General features: G+C 73.6%; 16 protein-coding genes. 12 read left to right on the top strand and 4 right to left on the bottom strand.

Going from position 1 to position 15,181, the window contains the following annotated elements; translation table 11 throughout:
• The first annotated feature begins 557 nt into the window (after nucleotides 1-557).
• Entirely contained in the window at nucleotides 558-1,895 is a 1,338-nt protein-coding gene (locus tag ACIPW5_RS25220; RefSeq protein ID WP_401249026.1) for a transcriptional regulator, read from the top strand.
• Between the two features lie 53 nt (nucleotides 1,896-1,948).
• Nucleotides 1,949-2,485, top strand: coding sequence for an NUDIX domain-containing protein (locus tag ACIPW5_RS25215; protein WP_401249023.1), 537 nt, complete (start codon nucleotides 1,949-1,951; stop codon nucleotides 2,483-2,485).
• A gap of 5 nt (nucleotides 2,486-2,490) precedes the next feature.
• Here the strand turns inward: ACIPW5_RS25215 and ACIPW5_RS25210 are convergent, their stop codons facing one another.
• Entirely contained in the window at nucleotides 2,491-3,393 is a 903-nt protein-coding gene (locus tag ACIPW5_RS25210) for a 3-hydroxybutyryl-CoA dehydrogenase (protein WP_401249020.1), read from the bottom strand.
• A gap of 153 nt (nucleotides 3,394-3,546) precedes the next feature.
• Here ACIPW5_RS25210 and ACIPW5_RS25205 point away from each other — a divergent pair, with 153 nt between their 5' ends.
• Nucleotides 3,547-4,845 carry a glycoside hydrolase family 10 protein gene (locus ACIPW5_RS25205; RefSeq protein ID WP_401249017.1) on the top strand — a complete coding sequence of 433 codons (1,299 nt, stop codon included), beginning with the start codon at nucleotides 3,547-3,549 and terminating at the stop codon, nucleotides 4,843-4,845.
• Between the two features lies 1 nt (nucleotide 4,846).
• Here the strand turns inward: ACIPW5_RS25205 and ACIPW5_RS25200 are convergent, their stop codons facing one another.
• Together ACIPW5_RS25200 and ACIPW5_RS25195 are read right to left on the bottom strand one after the other, a co-directional pair.
• On the bottom strand, nucleotides 4,847-5,062 hold the full coding sequence (locus tag ACIPW5_RS25200; protein WP_401249015.1) for a DUF1918 domain-containing protein: 216 nt from the start codon (nucleotides 5,060-5,062) through the stop codon (nucleotides 4,847-4,849).
• Nucleotides 5,063-5,121: 59 nt separating this feature from the next.
• A complete protein-coding gene (locus ACIPW5_RS25195; RefSeq protein ID WP_401249012.1) occupies nucleotides 5,122-6,042 on the bottom strand; it encodes a DMT family transporter in 921 nt (306 codons plus the stop codon).
• Between ACIPW5_RS25195 and ACIPW5_RS25190 the strand changes: the two genes are divergently transcribed.
• The 3 genes from ACIPW5_RS25190 to ACIPW5_RS25180 are packed head-to-tail and all read left to right on the top strand — an operon-like array spanning nucleotide 6,041 to nucleotide 8,813.
• Entirely contained in the window at nucleotides 6,041-7,507 is a 1,467-nt protein-coding gene (locus tag ACIPW5_RS25190; RefSeq protein ID WP_401249009.1) for a PLP-dependent aminotransferase family protein, read from the top strand. The genes ACIPW5_RS25195 and ACIPW5_RS25190 overlap by 2 nt on opposite strands.
• Nucleotides 7,508-7,548: 41 nt before the next feature.
• Complete coding sequence (locus ACIPW5_RS25185; RefSeq protein ID WP_401249006.1) at nucleotides 7,549-8,319, top strand: N-acetyltransferase; 771 nt, start codon at nucleotides 7,549-7,551, stop codon at nucleotides 8,317-8,319.
• A complete protein-coding gene (locus ACIPW5_RS25180; protein WP_401249003.1) occupies nucleotides 8,316-8,813 on the top strand; it encodes a GNAT family N-acetyltransferase in 498 nt (165 codons plus the stop codon). Before ACIPW5_RS25185 ends, ACIPW5_RS25180 begins: the two co-directional genes overlap by 4 nt.
• A 12-nt stretch (nucleotides 8,814-8,825) precedes the next feature.
• On the opposite strand, the gene ACIPW5_RS25175 is transcribed toward ACIPW5_RS25180, so the two are convergent.
• On the bottom strand, nucleotides 8,826-9,338 hold the full coding sequence (locus tag ACIPW5_RS25175) for a hypothetical protein (RefSeq protein ID WP_401249000.1): 513 nt from the start codon (nucleotides 9,336-9,338) through the stop codon (nucleotides 8,826-8,828).
• Between the two features lie 178 nt (nucleotides 9,339-9,516).
• On the opposite strand from ACIPW5_RS25175, the gene ACIPW5_RS25170 reads away from it, so the two are divergent.
• From ACIPW5_RS25170 to ACIPW5_RS25145, 6 genes are all read left to right on the top strand, one after another.
• On the top strand, nucleotides 9,517-10,224 hold the full coding sequence (locus tag ACIPW5_RS25170; protein ID WP_401248997.1) for a hypothetical protein: 708 nt from the start codon (nucleotides 9,517-9,519) through the stop codon (nucleotides 10,222-10,224).
• Nucleotides 10,225-10,322: 98 nt separating this feature from the next.
• Nucleotides 10,323-11,351, top strand: a complete 1,029-nt coding sequence (gene argC / locus ACIPW5_RS25165; protein WP_401248994.1) for an N-acetyl-gamma-glutamyl-phosphate reductase — start codon at nucleotides 10,323-10,325, stop codon at nucleotides 11,349-11,351.
• Nucleotides 11,348-12,505 (top strand): bifunctional glutamate N-acetyltransferase/amino-acid acetyltransferase ArgJ, encoded by a 1,158-nt coding sequence (gene argJ, locus ACIPW5_RS25160; protein ID WP_401248991.1) that lies wholly within the window; start codon nucleotides 11,348-11,350, stop codon nucleotides 12,503-12,505. The genes argC and argJ overlap by 4 nt, the downstream gene beginning before the upstream one ends.
• Nucleotides 12,502-13,410, top strand: coding sequence for an acetylglutamate kinase (argB, locus tag ACIPW5_RS25155; protein WP_401248988.1), 909 nt, complete (start codon nucleotides 12,502-12,504; stop codon nucleotides 13,408-13,410). The genes argJ and argB overlap by 4 nt, the downstream gene beginning before the upstream one ends.
• Nucleotides 13,407-14,627, top strand: a complete 1,221-nt coding sequence (locus ACIPW5_RS25150) for an acetylornithine transaminase (protein ID WP_401248985.1) — start codon at nucleotides 13,407-13,409, stop codon at nucleotides 14,625-14,627. Before argB ends, ACIPW5_RS25150 begins: the two co-directional genes overlap by 4 nt.
• A 7-nt stretch (nucleotides 14,628-14,634) precedes the next feature.
• Nucleotides 14,635-15,174, top strand: coding sequence for an arginine repressor (locus ACIPW5_RS25145; protein WP_007263124.1), 540 nt, complete (start codon nucleotides 14,635-14,637; stop codon nucleotides 15,172-15,174).
• Nucleotides 15,175-15,181 lie beyond the last annotated feature (7 nt).

Raw genomic sequence — 15,181 nt, 5'->3', positions numbered from 1 at the left:
CTCAAACGCCGGCGAGGCTGAAATCAGCCTCGCCGGCGTTTGAGGCGCGGGGGTCTGGGGGCGGAGCCCCCAGGGAACGGGCGAAGGGCGGGTAGGGGACCCAGCCCCGCGCTGCCGCCCCCGCGGCGACCGGTGCGGGTCCGTCCGGCCGGGGGGAGTGGAACGGCCCGGGCGGACCCGTGTCACCGGCGGAGCCGCTCCGGACCGGGCCGGTGGACGGACCCGGTACGGAGCGGCCCGGCTCCGGCGGGGTCCGGCGACCAACCGGACCACCGCGGAGCCGTGGTGCGCCGCCCGCGCCCGCCATGGAGTGTCGGGCAGACAGCAGGGGCGGGCGGCGCGGTGCCGGGTCGTCGCACTGTACGAGGGGGAGCCGACGACCGGGCGGCCTCCTTGGCGAGGCTCTTAAGTGAACCGCTCCGGACCCCCCGAGCGGCAGGGTGCGGAACGCATTTATGCGCGCACTCGGTTCACACCCCGTGTGAAGGAAACGCGGAACGCCCCCGCGCGCACCGCTCAGCCACTAGCCTGAGCCGGACGAGCCCTTGGAGGGGCCCATGCAGCCCAATGCACTGCTCGACGCCCTCCTCGCCGAGGCGGGCATGTCCCACGCCGGACTCGCCGCGCATGTCAACCAGGCGGGCCGGTCCCGCGGACTCGCGCTGCGCTACGAACACACCGCGGTCTCCCGCTGGCTGAAGGGGCAGCGCCCCCGCGGCCAGGTGCCCGACCTGATCTGCGAAGTGCTGGGCGGGCGGCTGCAACGGCCCGTCGCCCTCGACGACATCGGGCTCGGCGTCCCCGGCCGGCAGAGCCCGCACGGCACCCGGCTCAGCGGCTTCGTCGACCGTGCCACCGCGCTGTGGCGCTCCGACGAGCTGGGCCGGCCCGCGCAGCTCACGGCGCAGGCCCTCACCGGCACGCCGGCCGTGATCCCGGTGTGGGAGTGGGAGAACCCGCCCGAGGACGCCGACGTCTCCCGGGTGGGGCGGCAGCGGATCGGGCCCGAGCACATCGAGGTGCTGCGGGCCGCCCGCTCGCACTACGAGCTGATGTACCGCCGGGCCGGCGGGATGGCCACCCGGGCCCGGATCGTGCGCTTCCTCGGCAGCGAGACCGCCCCGATGCTGCGCGGGACCTACTCCGACGAGGTCGGCCGTCCGCTGCACCGGGCCACCGGGTCCCTGGTGGCCGTCGCGGGGATCTGCGCGTACGACTCCGACGCCCACGGTCTGGCCCAGCGCTACTTCCACCAGGCGCTGCGGCTCGCCAAGGCCAGCGGGGACCGGGGGCTCGGGGCGTACGTGATCGCCCTGCTCGTCAACCAGTCGCTGCACCTGAAGGAGTACCGCCAGGCGGTGGCCTTCGCCGAGGCGGCGCTGCGCGCCGCCGGCCCGGACACCACCCCGGCGCTGGCGGCCGACCTGTACGCGATGCAGGCCAAGGCGTACGCGCAACTCGGCGACACCTCGGCCGCGTTGGCCTGCATCCGGCGGGCCGAGGCGGCGGCCGCGCGGATCAGGCCCGGTACCGAGCCCGCCGAGACCGGGTACGTCCAGCCCGGCCTGGTCAACGTGCAGGTGGCGGAGGCGCTGTTGAGCCTGGGGGACCTCGCCGGGGCGCACGAGCAGGCGGCGGAGGCGGTGGGGACTCCGGCGCACGACCGGGGGCGGGTGCACCGGCTCGCGATGCTGTGCGAGATCCAGCTGCGGCAGGGGGAGGCGGACCGGGCGGTGGCGTCGGCGGCCGAAATGGCCGAGCGGGCCAAGGGGATGGAGTCCCTGCGCCTGCGGGACCGGCTGCGGGCGGTCCGGGAGCAGCTGCTGAGCAGCGGGTGTTCCGGCGCGGAGGAGACCGCGTACCTCATCGACGGGGCGCTGCGCGTTCCCCTGTGAGGGCGTCAACTGCTGCCATGTTGCCACCAACGGATGCGGAAGGTGGCATTACCGTGCAGTGGACGAACCTGAGTGAGCAGACCGTGTACAAGAACCGCTGGTTCGACGTGAACCTCGCGGACGTGGAACTCCCCGACGGCCGGCACCTGGACCACTTCGTCATCCGGCTGCGGCCGGTCGCCGTCGCCACGGCGGTCAACGGGGCGGACGAGGTGCTGCTGCTGTGGCGGCACCGGTTCATCACCGACAGCTGGGGCTGGGAGCTGCCGGCCGGGGTGGTCGAGGACGGGGAGTCGGCCGAGGCGGCGGCCGCGCGGGAGATGGAGGAGGAGTCGGGCTGGCGGCCCGGCCCGCTCCGCCACCTGATGACCGTGGAGCCCTCGAACGGGCTGACCGACGCCCGCCACCACCTCTACTGGGCGGACGGGGCCACGTACGTCGGTGAACCGGAGGACGCCTTCGAGTCCTCGCGCCGGGAGTGGGTCCCGCTCAAGCTGGTCCCGGACATGATCGCGCGCGGGGAGATCCCGGCCGCCAACATGGCGGCCGGGCTCCTGCTGCTGCACCACCTGAGGCTGGGCCGCCCCTAGGGGGTTCAGCCGTACGGGTAGAAGCCCGAGCCCGTCTTGCGGCCCAGGCGGCCGGCGTCCACCATGCGCTGGAGCAGCGGGGGAGCGGCGTACAGCGGCTCCTTGTACTCGGCGTACATCGAATCGGCGATCGAGACGATGGTGTCGAGGCCGATCAGGTCGGACAGCTTGAGCGGGCCCATCGGGTGGGCGCAGCCCAGCTCCATGCCGTTGTCGATGTCCTCGCGGCTCGCGATGCCCGACTCGAACATCCGGATCGCGGACAGCAGGTACGGCACCAGCAGCGCGTTGACGACGAAGCCGGACCGGTCCTGGGCGCGGACGGCGTGCTTGTTCAGCACGTCCCGCACCAGGGCCTCGGACCGCTTGACGGTCTCCTCGCTCGTCGTCAGTGCGGGGATCAGCTCGACGAGCCGCTGCACGGGCGCCGGGTTGAAGAAGTGGATGCCGATGACCTGGTCCGGGCGCGACGTCGCCACGGCCAGCTTGACCAGCGGGATCGAGGAGGTGTTGGAGGCGAGGATCGCGTCCGGGCGGGTGATCACCTGGTCCAGGACCTGGAAGATCTCCGTCTTGACCTGCTCGTTCTCGACGACGGCCTCGATGACGAGGTCGCGGTCGGCGAACTCGCCGAGGTCGGTGGTGAAGGAGAGCCGGGCCAGGGTGGCGTCCCGCTCCTCCTCGCTGATCTTGCCGCGTTCGGCGGCCTTGGTCAGCGAGTTGTGCAGCCGGGTGCGCCCGATCTCCAGGGCCTCCCCGGTGGTCTCGGCGACCTTCACCTCAAGACCGCTGCGGGCGCACACCTCCGCGATGCCCGCGCCCATCTGGCCACAGCCCACCACGCCGACCCTGGTGATGTCGGTCGGGAGGGTAGAGAGGTCCGTCACATCGTGCCTTTCGCTGCTCATCCATCGCGGGTCCCCCGTGTTCGGCAGTGGTAACTGCATCCCGGCGCCCGCCACGCCCCCCGACGTTACTCCCGCGTTGCCCCCGGTGGCGGGCCGGGGCGGGCATGCTGGGCCCACGCAGAGCATTGTCACGGAGAGGAGCGGAGTCGTCACATGACGTACATCGGGCGGCGGGGACTGCTGGCGGGGGCGGCGGGGGTGCTGGCCGCGACGGCCGCGGGCGGCGCGGAGGCGGGGGCTGCCGAGCCGGGGGAGGCAGCGGGGGCACGGGGTGCGGCCGGGCCGCCGGGGGCGCGGCCGGTGCGGGCCGGCGCCGGCGGCCGGGCGGGGACCGCGGAGTTCCGGGGCCTGTGGATCGCGACCGTACAGAACGTCGACTGGCCCTCCGAGAGCGGGCTGTCCGCCCGGGAGCAGCGTGCGCAGCTGATCCGGCTCCTCGACACGGCGGTGGCCCGCCGGCTCAACGCGGTCGTCCTCCAGGTGCGGCCGGCCGCCGACGCGTTCTGGCCCTCGACGCGCGAACCGTGGTCGCAGTGGCTGACCGGGGTGCAGGGGCGTGACCCGGGCTGGGACCCGCTGGGCACGGCCGTGGCCGAGGCGCACGCGCGCGGGCTGGAGCTGCACGCCTGGTTCAACCCGTACCGGGTGGCCAACCACACCGACCCGTCCCGGCTCACCGCCTCGCACCCGGCCCGGCGCAACCCCGGATGGACCGTCGCCTACGGCGGGAAGCTGTACTACAACCCGGGACTGCCCGCGGTGCGGGCCTTCGTCCAGGAGGCGATGCTCGACGCGGTCTCCCGCTACCGCGTCGACGCGGTCCACTGGGACGACTACTTCTACCCGTACCCGGTGGCCGGGGATTACTTCGACGACGACGACGCCTTCGCGGAGTACGGGGGCTCCTTCACCTCCCGCGCCGCCTGGCGCCGCAGCAACACCGACACCCTGGTCCGCGAGATGTCGCAGAAGCTGCGGGGGCGCAGCCCTGCGGTCCGGTTCGGCATCAGCCCCTTCGCGGTGTGGCGCAACCAGGGCACCGACCGGCTGGGCTCGGCCACGCGGGCGCTGCAGACGTACGACGACCTCTACGCCGACACCCGCAAGTGGGTGCTGGAGCGCTGGGTCGACTACATCGCCCCGCAGGCGTACTGGCACATCGGGAACTCCGCGGCCGACTACGCCGAGGTGGTGCGCTGGTGGGCGAAGACCGTCGCCGGCACCGGGGTGGACCTGTACGTGGGGGAGGCGCTGTACCGCTGCGACCCGGCGAGCTCCACCGCCGCCTGGCGCGATCCCGCGGAGCTGTCGAAGCACCTGACCCTGGCCCGCCGGTACGCCGAGGTCCGCGGCCACTGCTACTTCTCGGGGAAGTACGCGGTCGCGGACCCCAATGGAGCGCTGGCCAGGGTCGTCGCCGACCACTACCCGACGGCCGTGCCGCCGCGCTGACTCAGCGCCAGGTGGCGGACTTGCCCTCGGGCTCGTCCGGGTGGCGTACGACGCAGTCGGGGCCGGGGGACATGACGGCGTCGTGACCGTCCGGGAAGTGGACCCGGTACGGGGGGGCGCCGTTCTCGCCCAGGACCTCGACGATCTCGCCCACCCTGTCGTGCTGCCCCACGACCCTGCCGTGCTGCACCAGCTGGTCGCCCTCGGTCGCGCGCATCTGCTGACCTCCCTCGGAGCCGGTCCGATCCGGTGCCAGTAGTTTAGGCCGATCCGAGGCTATTTGACCCGTTGAGTCACGGTGATGCAGACGAGGACCGCGCAGGCGGCCAGCGGTGTGGCCGGGGACAGGTGCTCGCCGAGCAGCGCCACCGACCACACCAGGGTCAGCAGGGGCTGGGCGAGCTGGAGCTGGCTGGCGCGGGCGGTGCCGATCTCGGCCATCCCCCGGTACCAGACGTAGAGCCCGAGGAAGGTCGACCCGGCCGCCACCCACACCAGGCCGGTCACCCCGTGCCAGTTCAGGTGCACCGGCTCGGAGGCCAGCGCGAACGCCGTGCCGGTCACGCTCAGCGGCAGGCACAGCACCAGCGCCCAGCCGATCACCTGCCAGCCGGGCAGCGAACGGGCCAGCCGTCCGCCCTCGGTGTAGCCGGCCGCGCACACGAGCAGGGCCCCGAACAGGTAGGCGTCGCCGGCGGAGACGGTGCCGCCGCTCTGGGCCAGGGTGAAGGCGAGGATCACCACGGCCCCGGCGACGGCCGCGCCCCAGAACCGGCCCGACGGGCGGCTGCCCGTGCGCAGGGCCGCGAAGGCGGCGGTGGTCAGCGGCAGCAGCCCGACCACGACGGCGGCGTGCGAGGTGGTGGAGGTCCGCAGGGCCAGCGTGGTCAGCAGCGGGAAGCCCACCACCACCCCGCCCGCCACCACGGCGAGCCCGGCCCAGTGCTCCCGGGCCGGCAGCGGCACCCGCCCGGCCAGCAGGAAGGCGCCCGCTATCGCGCCGGCCAGGACGCTGCGCAGGGCGACCAGGGACCAGGGGCCGAAGCTCTCCAGGCCCCAGGCGGTGGCGGGGAAGGTCAGCGAGAAGGTGACCACCCCGAGCAGGGCGAGGGCGGTACCGCTGCGGGCGGCCGTCCGGCCGCCGCCCACCGGCACCGCTATCGGGGTCGGGAGAGTAGCGCTATTCTTTGCTGTCATGTACGAGCGTAGCAGTGTGGCCGAGCTGGCAGAATCCCTGCGATCCGAACTCGACCGCTACCCGGTGGGTGGAAAGCTCCCGTCGAGCCGGGCCATGGTCGAGCGCTACCGGGTCAGCCCCGTCACCGTGTCCCGGGCCCTCGCGCAGCTCGCCGCCGAGGGCCTCGTCGTCACCCGCCCCGGCGCCGGGGCCTTCCGGGCGCACCCGCGTACGAGCGGCCCCGCGCCCGGGGACACCTCCTGGCAGGAGGTCGCCCTCAGCGCCGAAGGCGCCGGGGAGGTCGTCCCGCGCTCCGTGGACGCCAGCGGCGTCGCCAACTCCCTCGCCGTACCCCCATCCGGGGTCATCGAGCTCAGCGGCGGCTACCTGCACCCCTCCCTCCAGCCCGAGCGGGCCATGGCGGCGGCCCTCGCCCGCGCCGGACGCCGCCCCGGGGCGTGGGGGCGGCCGCCCATGGAAGGGCTGCCGGAGCTGCGCGACTGGTTCGCCCGCGAGATCGGGGGAGCGGTCGGGTCGGTCGGCGCCGCCGACGTGCTGATCACCGCGGGCGGACAGAGCGCGCTGACCACCGCCGTGCGGGCGCTGGCCCCGCCCGGCGCGCCGATCCTGGTCGAATCGCCCACCTACCCCGGCCTGCTGGCCATCGCCCGCGCCTCCGGCTGCCGGCCGGTGCCGGTACCGGTGGACGCCGAAGGGGTCCGGCCGGAGCTGCTGGCCGCCGCCTTCGAGGCCACCGGCGCACGGGTCTTCGTGTGCCAGCCGCTGTTCCAGAACCCGACCGGCGCCGTGCTGGCCCCCGGGCGGCGCGCCGAGGTGCTGCGCATCGCGCGGGCCGCAGGCGCCTTCGTGGTCGAGGACGACTACGCGCGCAACCTCGCCCACGAGGACGCGGGCCCGCTGCCCCCGACGCTCGCCGCCGAGGACCTGGACGGGGTCGTGGTCCACGTCCGGTCCCTGACCAAGGCCACCTCGCCCAGCCTCCGGGTCGGCGCGCTCGCCGCCCGGGGGCCGGTACTGGACCGGCTGCGGGCCATCCAGGTCGTCGACAGCTTCTTCGTGCCCCGGCCCCTCCAGGAGGCCGCGCTCGAACTCGTCGGCGCCCCCGCCTGGCCCCGCCACCTGCGGACCGTCGCCGCCGAACTGCGCCACCGGCGCGAGGTCCTCGCGGGCGCCCTGCGGCGGGAGCTGCCCGGCGCCGAACTCACCCACCTGCCCACGGGCGGCTTCCAGCTCTGGGTGCGCCCCGGCGGCGACGGCGACGAGGCCGGCTTCACGGCGGCCGCCCTGCGCGCCGGAGTCGCCGTCACGCCGGGCCGCCCGTACTTCTGCGCCGAACCGCCCGCCGCGCACGTCCGGTTGAGCTTCGCCGGGGTATCGGGGCCGGGCGAGCTGGTGGAGGCCGTGCAGCGGCTGCGGGGAGGGCTGCCCGAGGGGCTGCTCGGAGGGAACGGCGGGCGCGGGTAAACCCCGTTGAGGGCCCGGCGGAACCCCTCTAACCTGCGGGTATGACCGAGATAGAGATCACGTCCCTGGCCGTCCGCCCCGAACTGGCGCCGCGGCTCTGGGACATGGAGGACTCCTGGCCCGAGTTCTCCCGGCACGACCCGATCGCCTGGCTGCTCTACCCGCGCCTGGTGGCCGAGTTCCCCGAGTACGTCTTCATCGCCACCGACGGCGACGAGGTCGTGGCCCGGGCCTTCAGCGTCCCCTTCGCGCTGCACACCCCCGAGCGCGACGGGGTGCTGCCCGGGCAGGGCTGGGACCGGGTGCTGATGTGGGCCTTCTCCGACCAGAGGCGGGGTGTGAAGCCGGACACGGTCACCGCCCTGGAGATCTCGATCGCCCGCGGCCGGCAGGGCGAGGGCCTGTCCGGGCGGATGCTCACCGTCATGCGCGAGGCGGCCCGCGCGGCCGGGTTCACCGAGGTCGTGGCCCCGGTCCGGCCCAGCGCCAAGCCCGCCGAGCCCGAGACGCCGATGGCGGAGTACGCGTACCGCACCCGCGAGGACGGGCTGCCGTACGACCCGTGGCTGCGGGTCCACGTCCGCGCGGGGGCCGTCATCGACTCGGTGGCCCCGGTGTCGATGACCATCAGCGGCACCCTCGACCAGTGGCGCCAGTGGACCGGACTCCCCTTCGACACCCCGGGCCCGGTCCGGGTGCCCGGGGCGCTCAGCACCGTGCACTGCGACCCGGAGCACGACCGCGCGGTCTACCTGGAGCCGAACGTCTGGGTGCGCCACCCGCTGGTCGCCGCCGCGGAGGTCTCCGGGTGATCGTGGTCCGGGCCGCCGGCCCGGGTGACGGCGACGCCCTCGGCGAGATCCACGCCGCCGCCTGGGAGGCCGCGTACGCCCCGTTCTTCGCGGCGGAGTTCGCCGCCGAGGGAGTCCGCAGCCGGCGCACCCGCTGGCACGCCCGGCTCGCCGAGGACCCCAGGACGCTGCTGCTGGCCGAGGTGGACGGCCGCCCCCTGGCCATGTCCTGGTCCTCCCCGTCCGGTACCCGGCCGGGCCTGGCGGAGATCCTGAGCTGCTACGCCCACCCCGACGGCTGGGGCACCGGCGTCGCCGCCGCGCTCATGGACGCGACGCTGGCCCGGCTGCGCGCGGACGGCTTCGCCCGCGCCCACCTGTGGACCCTGCGGGACACCCCGAGGTCCCGCCGCTTCTACGCCAAGTGCGGTTTCGCCGAGACCGGGGCGGTGCGGGGCACGGACTTCGGCGACGGCCGGCCGCTCGTACAGGTCGAGTACGAACGGGAGTGCTGATCCGGACCCCCCCTAGGGGGTCTTGCAGCGCTGGCTCGCCAGGGCGAGGGCGACCCCGGCGTCATAGCCCTGGCGGTAGCCCGGGTCCTTGTTGTCGCCCGGCGCGTTGACCTTCGTGCAGGACCTGAGGGCGTCCGCGAGCCCCTGCCGGTAGCCGAGCGCGTACTGGTCCTGGGCCTGGGTCCGGGCCTCCTCGACCGGGGTGCAGGCGGTCCGCTCGCTCCGGTCGGGGGTGGGGGCGTTCGCCCATTCGACGGTGTAGTTCCCCTGCGGGACCGGGATCGTCTCGGTCCCCTTGTGGATGACCATCTTGTACGCACCGCCCGTCTCGGTGACCTTCAGGTCGCCGCTGAACCCCGACACCGCCAGGAGCAGGGAGCCGGGCTTCGCCGGGTCGGGGGACGCGGTGCAGGAGGCGGCGGGCAGGGCGCCGGGGGCGGCCCCGGCGGGCGCGGCGGCGCCGAGGGCGGCCGCGGGGGCGAGCAGAGCGGCGAGGAGTGCCAGGCGGGTGTGCCGTTTTCTCATGTCGACCATCCGTTCCGTGAACGGGGCAACGGGGCGGGTGCACCGGAATGCGCGACCCTCAAGTATAGCGAGCGGGGCATTTCGGACCCGGCCGGTCCGGTCGACACCCCTGATCCGGCGCGTGAGCATGGAAGGGAGACGCCCGCCTCGTTCTGCCCCGCCGAAGGAAGTGATGGGCATGAGGAAAAGCACCCGGCTGTCCGTACTCGCACCCCTGCTGGTCTCCTCGCTCGCGATCGGGCCGGCGGCGTTCGCGCAGGCGCCCGCCGCGGACGCCCGCGTACCCGCCGGGACGTGCAAGCTCCAGGCCGGCGGCTACAACAATCCGTCGTCCCTGAAGCTCACCGGCAACGGGTTCCCGGAAAACACCACGGTGGAGATCAAGAGCGACGGCGGCTACGCCAACAGCTACAAGGTGCCCACCGGCGGCAACTTCCAGCTCAACGGCCTGCCCTACGGCACCTACACGGTCGCCGGCACCAGCTGTTCCGGAGGCGGCCCGGCGAAGCAGGGTGACCAGCAGCAGCCGAACACCGACGCGGCCAAGACCGAGTACGACAAGGGCTACCGGTCGGGCTTCCAGGCCGTCAAGGACAACTGCCAGGCCAAGCCCCCGCAGACCGCCGTCCCGCCGGACCAGAACTGGACGGACGGCTACAACGCCGGTGCCGCCCTCGCCGCCAAGACCTTCTGCGGCGGCGGCCAGAACACCGGCACGAAGGACAAGAAGCAGGAGCAGCACGACGCCGGCTACAAGAAGGGGTACGACACCGTCCAGCAGACCTGCAACACCTCGCCCCCGAAGACCGCCGTGGCCCCCGACCCCGACTGGCTCCAGGGCTACACCGAGGGAGCGGCCGCCGCGGCGGCCAAGTTCTGCAACTAGCGCCGACGGGATTCCGGGCGCGCCGACGGCCACCGCAGCAGACCTTTGCATAAAACTGCATAGGTACGTATAGTCATGCCATCGAGGAGGAGGGTCCGATGGTGGTACGTGTAGCGGTGGCCGGAGCGAGCGGATACGCGGGCGGTGAAGTCCTGCGCCTGCTGCTCGCGCACCCCGAGGTGGAGATCGGCGCGCTGACCGGCCACTCCAACGCCGGACAGCCCTTCGGCCCGCTCCAGCCGCACCTCGCCCCGCTCGCCGGACGGACCCTGGAGGCCACCACGCCCGAGGTCCTCGCCGGTCATGACGTGGTCTTCCTGGCCCTGCCGCACGGGCAGTCCGCCGCCGTCGCCGCGCAGCTCGGCGACGAGGTCCTCGTCGTCGACATGGGCGCCGACCACCGGCTGAAGGACTCCGCCGACTGGGACAGGTTCTACGGCGCCCCGCACGCCGGCACCTGGCCCTACGGGCTCCCCGAGCTCCCCGGCGCCCGGGCCGCCCTCGCCGGGACCCGGCGCATCGCCGTCCCCGGCTGCTTCCCGACGGCCGTCTCCCTCGCCCTCTACCCCGCCTACCAGGCGCGGCTCGCCGGGCCCGAGGCCGTGATCGTCGCCGCCACCGGCACCTCCGGCGCGGGCAAGGCCCTCAAGGCGAACCTGCTCGGCTCCGAGGTCATGGGCACCGTGACCCCGTACGGCGTCGGCGGCGCCCACCGGCACACCCCCGAGATGGTGCAGAACCTCTCCCCGCTCGCCGGGGAGCGGGTCTCCGTCTCCTTCACCCCGCACCTCGTACCGATGCCGCGCGGGATCCTGGCCACCTGCTCCGCCAAGGCCCTGCCGGGCACCAGCGCGGAGTCGCTGCGCGCCGCGTACGAGAAGGCCTACGCCGACGAGCCCTTCGTCCGGCTCCTCCCCGAGGGGCAGTGGCCCACGACCAAGGCGGTGTACGGCTCCAACGCCGTCCACGTCCAGGTCGCGTACGACGAGTCCGCGCAGCGGATCATCGCCATCAGCGCGATCGACAACCTCACCAAGGGCACCGCCGGCGGTGCGGTGCAGAGCATGAACATCGCCCTCGGGCTCCCCGAGGCGCTGGGTCTTTCCACGATGGGAGTGGCGCCGTGAGCGTGACGGCTGCACAGGGATTCACGGCGGCGGGCATCGCCGCCGGGATCAAGGCGAACGGCAACCCCGACCTGGCCCTCGTGGTCAACAACGGGCCGCGACTGGCCGCCGCGGGCGTCTTCACCTCCAACCGCGTCAAGGCCGCCCCCGTGCGCTGGTCCGAGCAGGTCCTGCGCGGCGCGACCGTCAGCGCCGTGGTCCTCAACTCCGGCGGGGCCAACGCCTGCACCGGCCCCAAGGGCTTCCAGGACACCCACGCCACCGCGGAGAAGGTGGCGGAGGTCCTCGGCGGCGAGCACAACGCGGGCGAGATCGCCGTGGCCTCCACCGGCCTGATCGGGCTGCTGCTCCCCATGGACAAGCTGCTCCCCGGCATCGAGGCGGCTGCCGCCGCGCTCTCCGCCGACGGGGGTGAGGACGCGGCCGTGGCGATCAAGACCACGGACACCGTGCACAAGACCGCCACCGTCTCCCAGGACGGCTGGACGGTGGGCGGGATGGCGAAGGGTGCGGGCATGCTCGCCCCGGGCCTGGCGACCATGCTCGTGGTGCTGACCACGGACGCCGACGTGGACTCCGCGACCCTGGACAAGGCGCTGCGGGACGCGACCCGCACCACCTTCGACCGGGTCGACTCCGACGGCTGCATGTCCACCAACGACACCGTGCTGCTCCTGGCCTCCGGTGCCTCCGGGCAGGTCCCCTCCTACGAGGCCTTCGCCGAGGCCGTCCGCACGGTCTGCGACGACCTGGCCCGCCAGCTGATCGGCGACGCCGAGGGCGCCAGCAAGGACATCCGCATCGAGGTGATCGGCGCGGCCAGCGAGCAGGACGCCGTCGAGGTCGGCCGGTCCATCGCCCGCAACAACCTCCTCAAGTGCGCCATCCACGGCGAGGACCCCAACTGGGGCCGGGTCCTGTCCGCGATCGGCACCACGAAGGCGGCCTTCGACCCGGACCGGCTCAACGTCGCCATCAACGGCGTCTGGGTCTGCAAGAACGGCTCCGTCGGCGAGGACCGCGACCTGGTCGGCATGAAGGACCGCGAGGTCCGCATCACCGCCGACCTCTCCACCGGCACCGAGACCGCCGTCATCTGGGCCAACGACCTCACCGCCGAGTACGTCCACGAGAACAGCGCGTACAGCTCATGAGCACCGCGAGGCGCCACACCGCGCTCCCCAAGGCCGAGATCCTCATCGAGGCGCTGCCCTGGCTGACCCGGCACAACGGCAAGGTCGTCGTCATCAAGTTCGGCGGCAACGCCATGATCGACGAGGACCTGAAGGCGGCCTTCGCCCAGGACGTGGTCTTCCTGCGCCAGGCCGGCCTGCGGCCCGTCGTCGTCCACGGCGGCGGCCCCCAGATCAACGCCCAGCTCGACAAGCAGGGCCTGGTCAGCGAGTTCAAGGCCGGCCTGCGGGTCACCACCCCGGAGGCCATGGACGTCGTCCGCATGGTCCTGGCGGGCCAGGTCCAGCGGGAGCTGGTCGGCCTGCTCAACCAGCACGGACCGCTCGCCGTCGGGATGACCGGCGAGGACGCCCACACCATCACCGCCACCAAGCACACCCCGCAGATCGAGGGCGAGGCCGTCGACATCGGCCGGGTCGGCGAGATCACCGCCATCGACACCGGAGCGATCGAGGCCCTGCTCGCGGACGGCCGGATCCCGGTCATCTCCTCCATCGCGCGCAGCGCCGACGACGGCCACGTGTACAACGTGAACGCCGACACGGCCGCAGCGGCGCTCGCCGCCGCGCTCGGCGCCGAGACGCTGATGGTCCTCACCGACGTCGAGGGCCTCTACGCGGACTGGCCCAACAGCGACGAGGTCATCAGCCGGCTCACCGTCAGCGAGCTGGAGAAGCTGCTGCCCGAGCTGTCCAGCGGCATGGTGCCGAAGATGGAGGGCTGCCTGCACGCGGTGCGCGGCGGCGTCAGCACCGCCCGCGTGATCGACGGGCGGGTCCAGCACTCGATCCTGCTGGAGATCTTCACCGACGAGGGAATCGGCACGATGGTCGTGCCCGACGCACAGGGAGGGGACAGCACGTGAGCGCCACCCAGGGGACGGCCGGTCAGGAGACCGGCAACGAGCGCTACGCCACCCGCTGGAAGGGGGCGCTGACCGACAACTACGGCACCCCCGCGCTGGCCCTCGTACGCGGTGCGGGCGCGCAGGTCTGGGACGCGGATGGCAAGCAGTACACCGACTTCGTCGGCGGCATCGCGGTCAACGCCCTCGGCCACGCCCACCCGGCCGTCGTCGCGGCGGTGACCGGGCAGATCACCACCCTCGGCCACGTCTCCAACCTCTACGCCTCCGAGCCGGTCCTCGCGCTCGGCGAGCGGCTGCTCCAGCTCTTCGGCCGCGAGGGGCGCGTGTTCTTCTGCAACTCGGGTGCGGAGGCGGTCGAGGCGGTCTACAAGATCGGTCGGCTGACCGGGCGGACCCACATGGTCGCCACCGACGGCGGCTTCCACGGCCGGACCATGGGCGCCCTCGCCCTCACCGGCCAGCCCGGGAAGCAGGGGCCCTTCCTGCCGCTGCCCGGCGACGTGACGCACGTCCCCTACGGAGACGTGGAGGCCCTGCGGGCCGCCGTCACCGAGGAGACCGCCTTCGTCCTCATCGAGCCGGTCCAGGGCGAGAACGGCGTGGTCGTCCCGCCCGCCGGCTACCTGACGGCCGCCCGGGAGATCACCCGGGCCACCGGGACGCTGCTCGCCCTCGACGAGGTGCAGACCGGCATCGGCCGCTGCGGCAGCTGGTTCGAGTACCAGCAGCACGAGGGGGTCGAGCCCGACCTCGTCACGCTCGCGAAGGGCCTCGGCGGCGGTCTGCCCATCGGCGCGGTGGCCGCCTTCGGACCGGCCGCGGACCTGCTCCGGCCCGGCCAGCACGGCACCACCTTCGGCGGGAACCCGGTCGCCTGCGCCGCCGGCCTCGCGGTGATCGACACCATCGCCGCCGACGGACTGCTCGACCGGGTCAAGGCCCGGGGCGAGCGGCTGCGCTCCGGAATCGAAGCTTCCGGCCACGGGCTGGTCTCCCACGTCCGCGGGTCGGGCCTGTTGCTGGGTATCGTGCTGACGGAGCCGCTCGCACCGAAGGTGCAGCTCGCGGCCCAGCAGGCCGGATTCCTGGTCAACGCGCCCGCCCCCGACGTGGTACGGCTGATGCCCCCGTTCGTCATCACCGAGGCCGAGGTGGACGCGTTCGTCCGGGCACTTCCCGGCATCCTCGACGAAGCGGGACGATCCGGAGAATGAGACGACGATGAGCCAGGCGCAGGAACCCGAGCAGAACGGCGGCCCCTCCGTTCCGCAGACCCGCACCGCCCGCCACCGCCGGATCGTGGACATCCTCAACCGGCAGCCGGTCCGCTCCCAGAGCCAGCTGGCCAAACTGCTCGCCGACGACGGGCTGAGCGTCACCCAGGCGACGCTCTCCCGCGACCTCGACGAGCTGGGCGCGGTCAAGATCCGCAACACCGGCGGCGAGCTGATCTACGCGGTCCCCAGCGAGGGCGGCTTCCGCACCCCGCAGGCCCCGCTCGGCGAGTCGGCGAAGGAGGAGCGCATGCGGCGCCTCTCCGGCGAACTGCTGATCTCGGCGGAGGCCTCCGCGAACCTCGTGGTCCTGCGCACCCCGCCGGGAGCGGCCCAGTTCCTCGCCTCGGCGATCGACCAGGCCGAACTCCACGCGATCCTCGGCACCATCGCGGGCGACGACACCCTGATGCTCATCAGCCGCGACCCGGCCGGCGGCCAGGCCCTGGCCGACCACCTGCTGCGGCTGGCGCAGAAGGAGGGCTAGCAGGCCC

Source organism: Streptomyces sp. NPDC090077 (genome assembly GCF_044747545.1).
In the GTDB taxonomy this organism is placed as follows: domain Bacteria; phylum Actinomycetota; class Actinomycetes; order Streptomycetales; family Streptomycetaceae; genus Streptomyces.
The sequence above is the reverse complement of the archived record's forward strand: the minus strand, read 5'-3'. Positions and strand labels throughout refer to the sequence as shown.

Bases quoted from the DNA above. Each gene is read 5' to 3' on its own strand.
- ACIPW5_RS25220 (WP_401249026.1), top strand. From the start codon at position 558: ATGCAGCCCAATGCACTGCTCGACGCCCTCCTCGCCGAGGCGGGCATG.
- ACIPW5_RS25210 (WP_401249020.1), bottom strand. From the start codon at position 3,393: ATGAGCAGCGAAAGGCACGATGTGACGGACCTCTCTACCCTCCCGACC.
- ACIPW5_RS25205 (WP_401249017.1), top strand. From the start codon at position 3,547: ATGACGTACATCGGGCGGCGGGGACTGCTGGCGGGGGCGGCGGGGGTG.
- ACIPW5_RS25200 (WP_401249015.1), bottom strand. From the start codon at position 5,062: ATGCGCGCGACCGAGGGCGACCAGCTGGTGCAGCACGGCAGGGTCGTG.
- ACIPW5_RS25190 (WP_401249009.1), top strand. From the start codon at position 6,041: ATGTACGAGCGTAGCAGTGTGGCCGAGCTGGCAGAATCCCTGCGATCC.
- ACIPW5_RS25195 (WP_401249012.1), bottom strand. From the start codon at position 6,042: ATGACAGCAAAGAATAGCGCTACTCTCCCGACCCCGATAGCGGTGCCG.
- ACIPW5_RS25185 (WP_401249006.1), top strand. From the start codon at position 7,549: ATGACCGAGATAGAGATCACGTCCCTGGCCGTCCGCCCCGAACTGGCG.
- ACIPW5_RS25175 (WP_401249000.1), bottom strand. From the start codon at position 9,338: ATGAGAAAACGGCACACCCGCCTGGCACTCCTCGCCGCTCTGCTCGCC.
- ACIPW5_RS25170 (WP_401248997.1), top strand. From the start codon at position 9,517: ATGAGGAAAAGCACCCGGCTGTCCGTACTCGCACCCCTGCTGGTCTCC.
- argC (WP_401248994.1), top strand. From the start codon at position 10,323: ATGGTGGTACGTGTAGCGGTGGCCGGAGCGAGCGGATACGCGGGCGGT.
- argB (WP_401248988.1), top strand. From the start codon at position 12,502: ATGAGCACCGCGAGGCGCCACACCGCGCTCCCCAAGGCCGAGATCCTC.
- ACIPW5_RS25145 (WP_007263124.1), top strand. From the start codon at position 14,635: ATGAGCCAGGCGCAGGAACCCGAGCAGAACGGCGGCCCCTCCGTTCCG.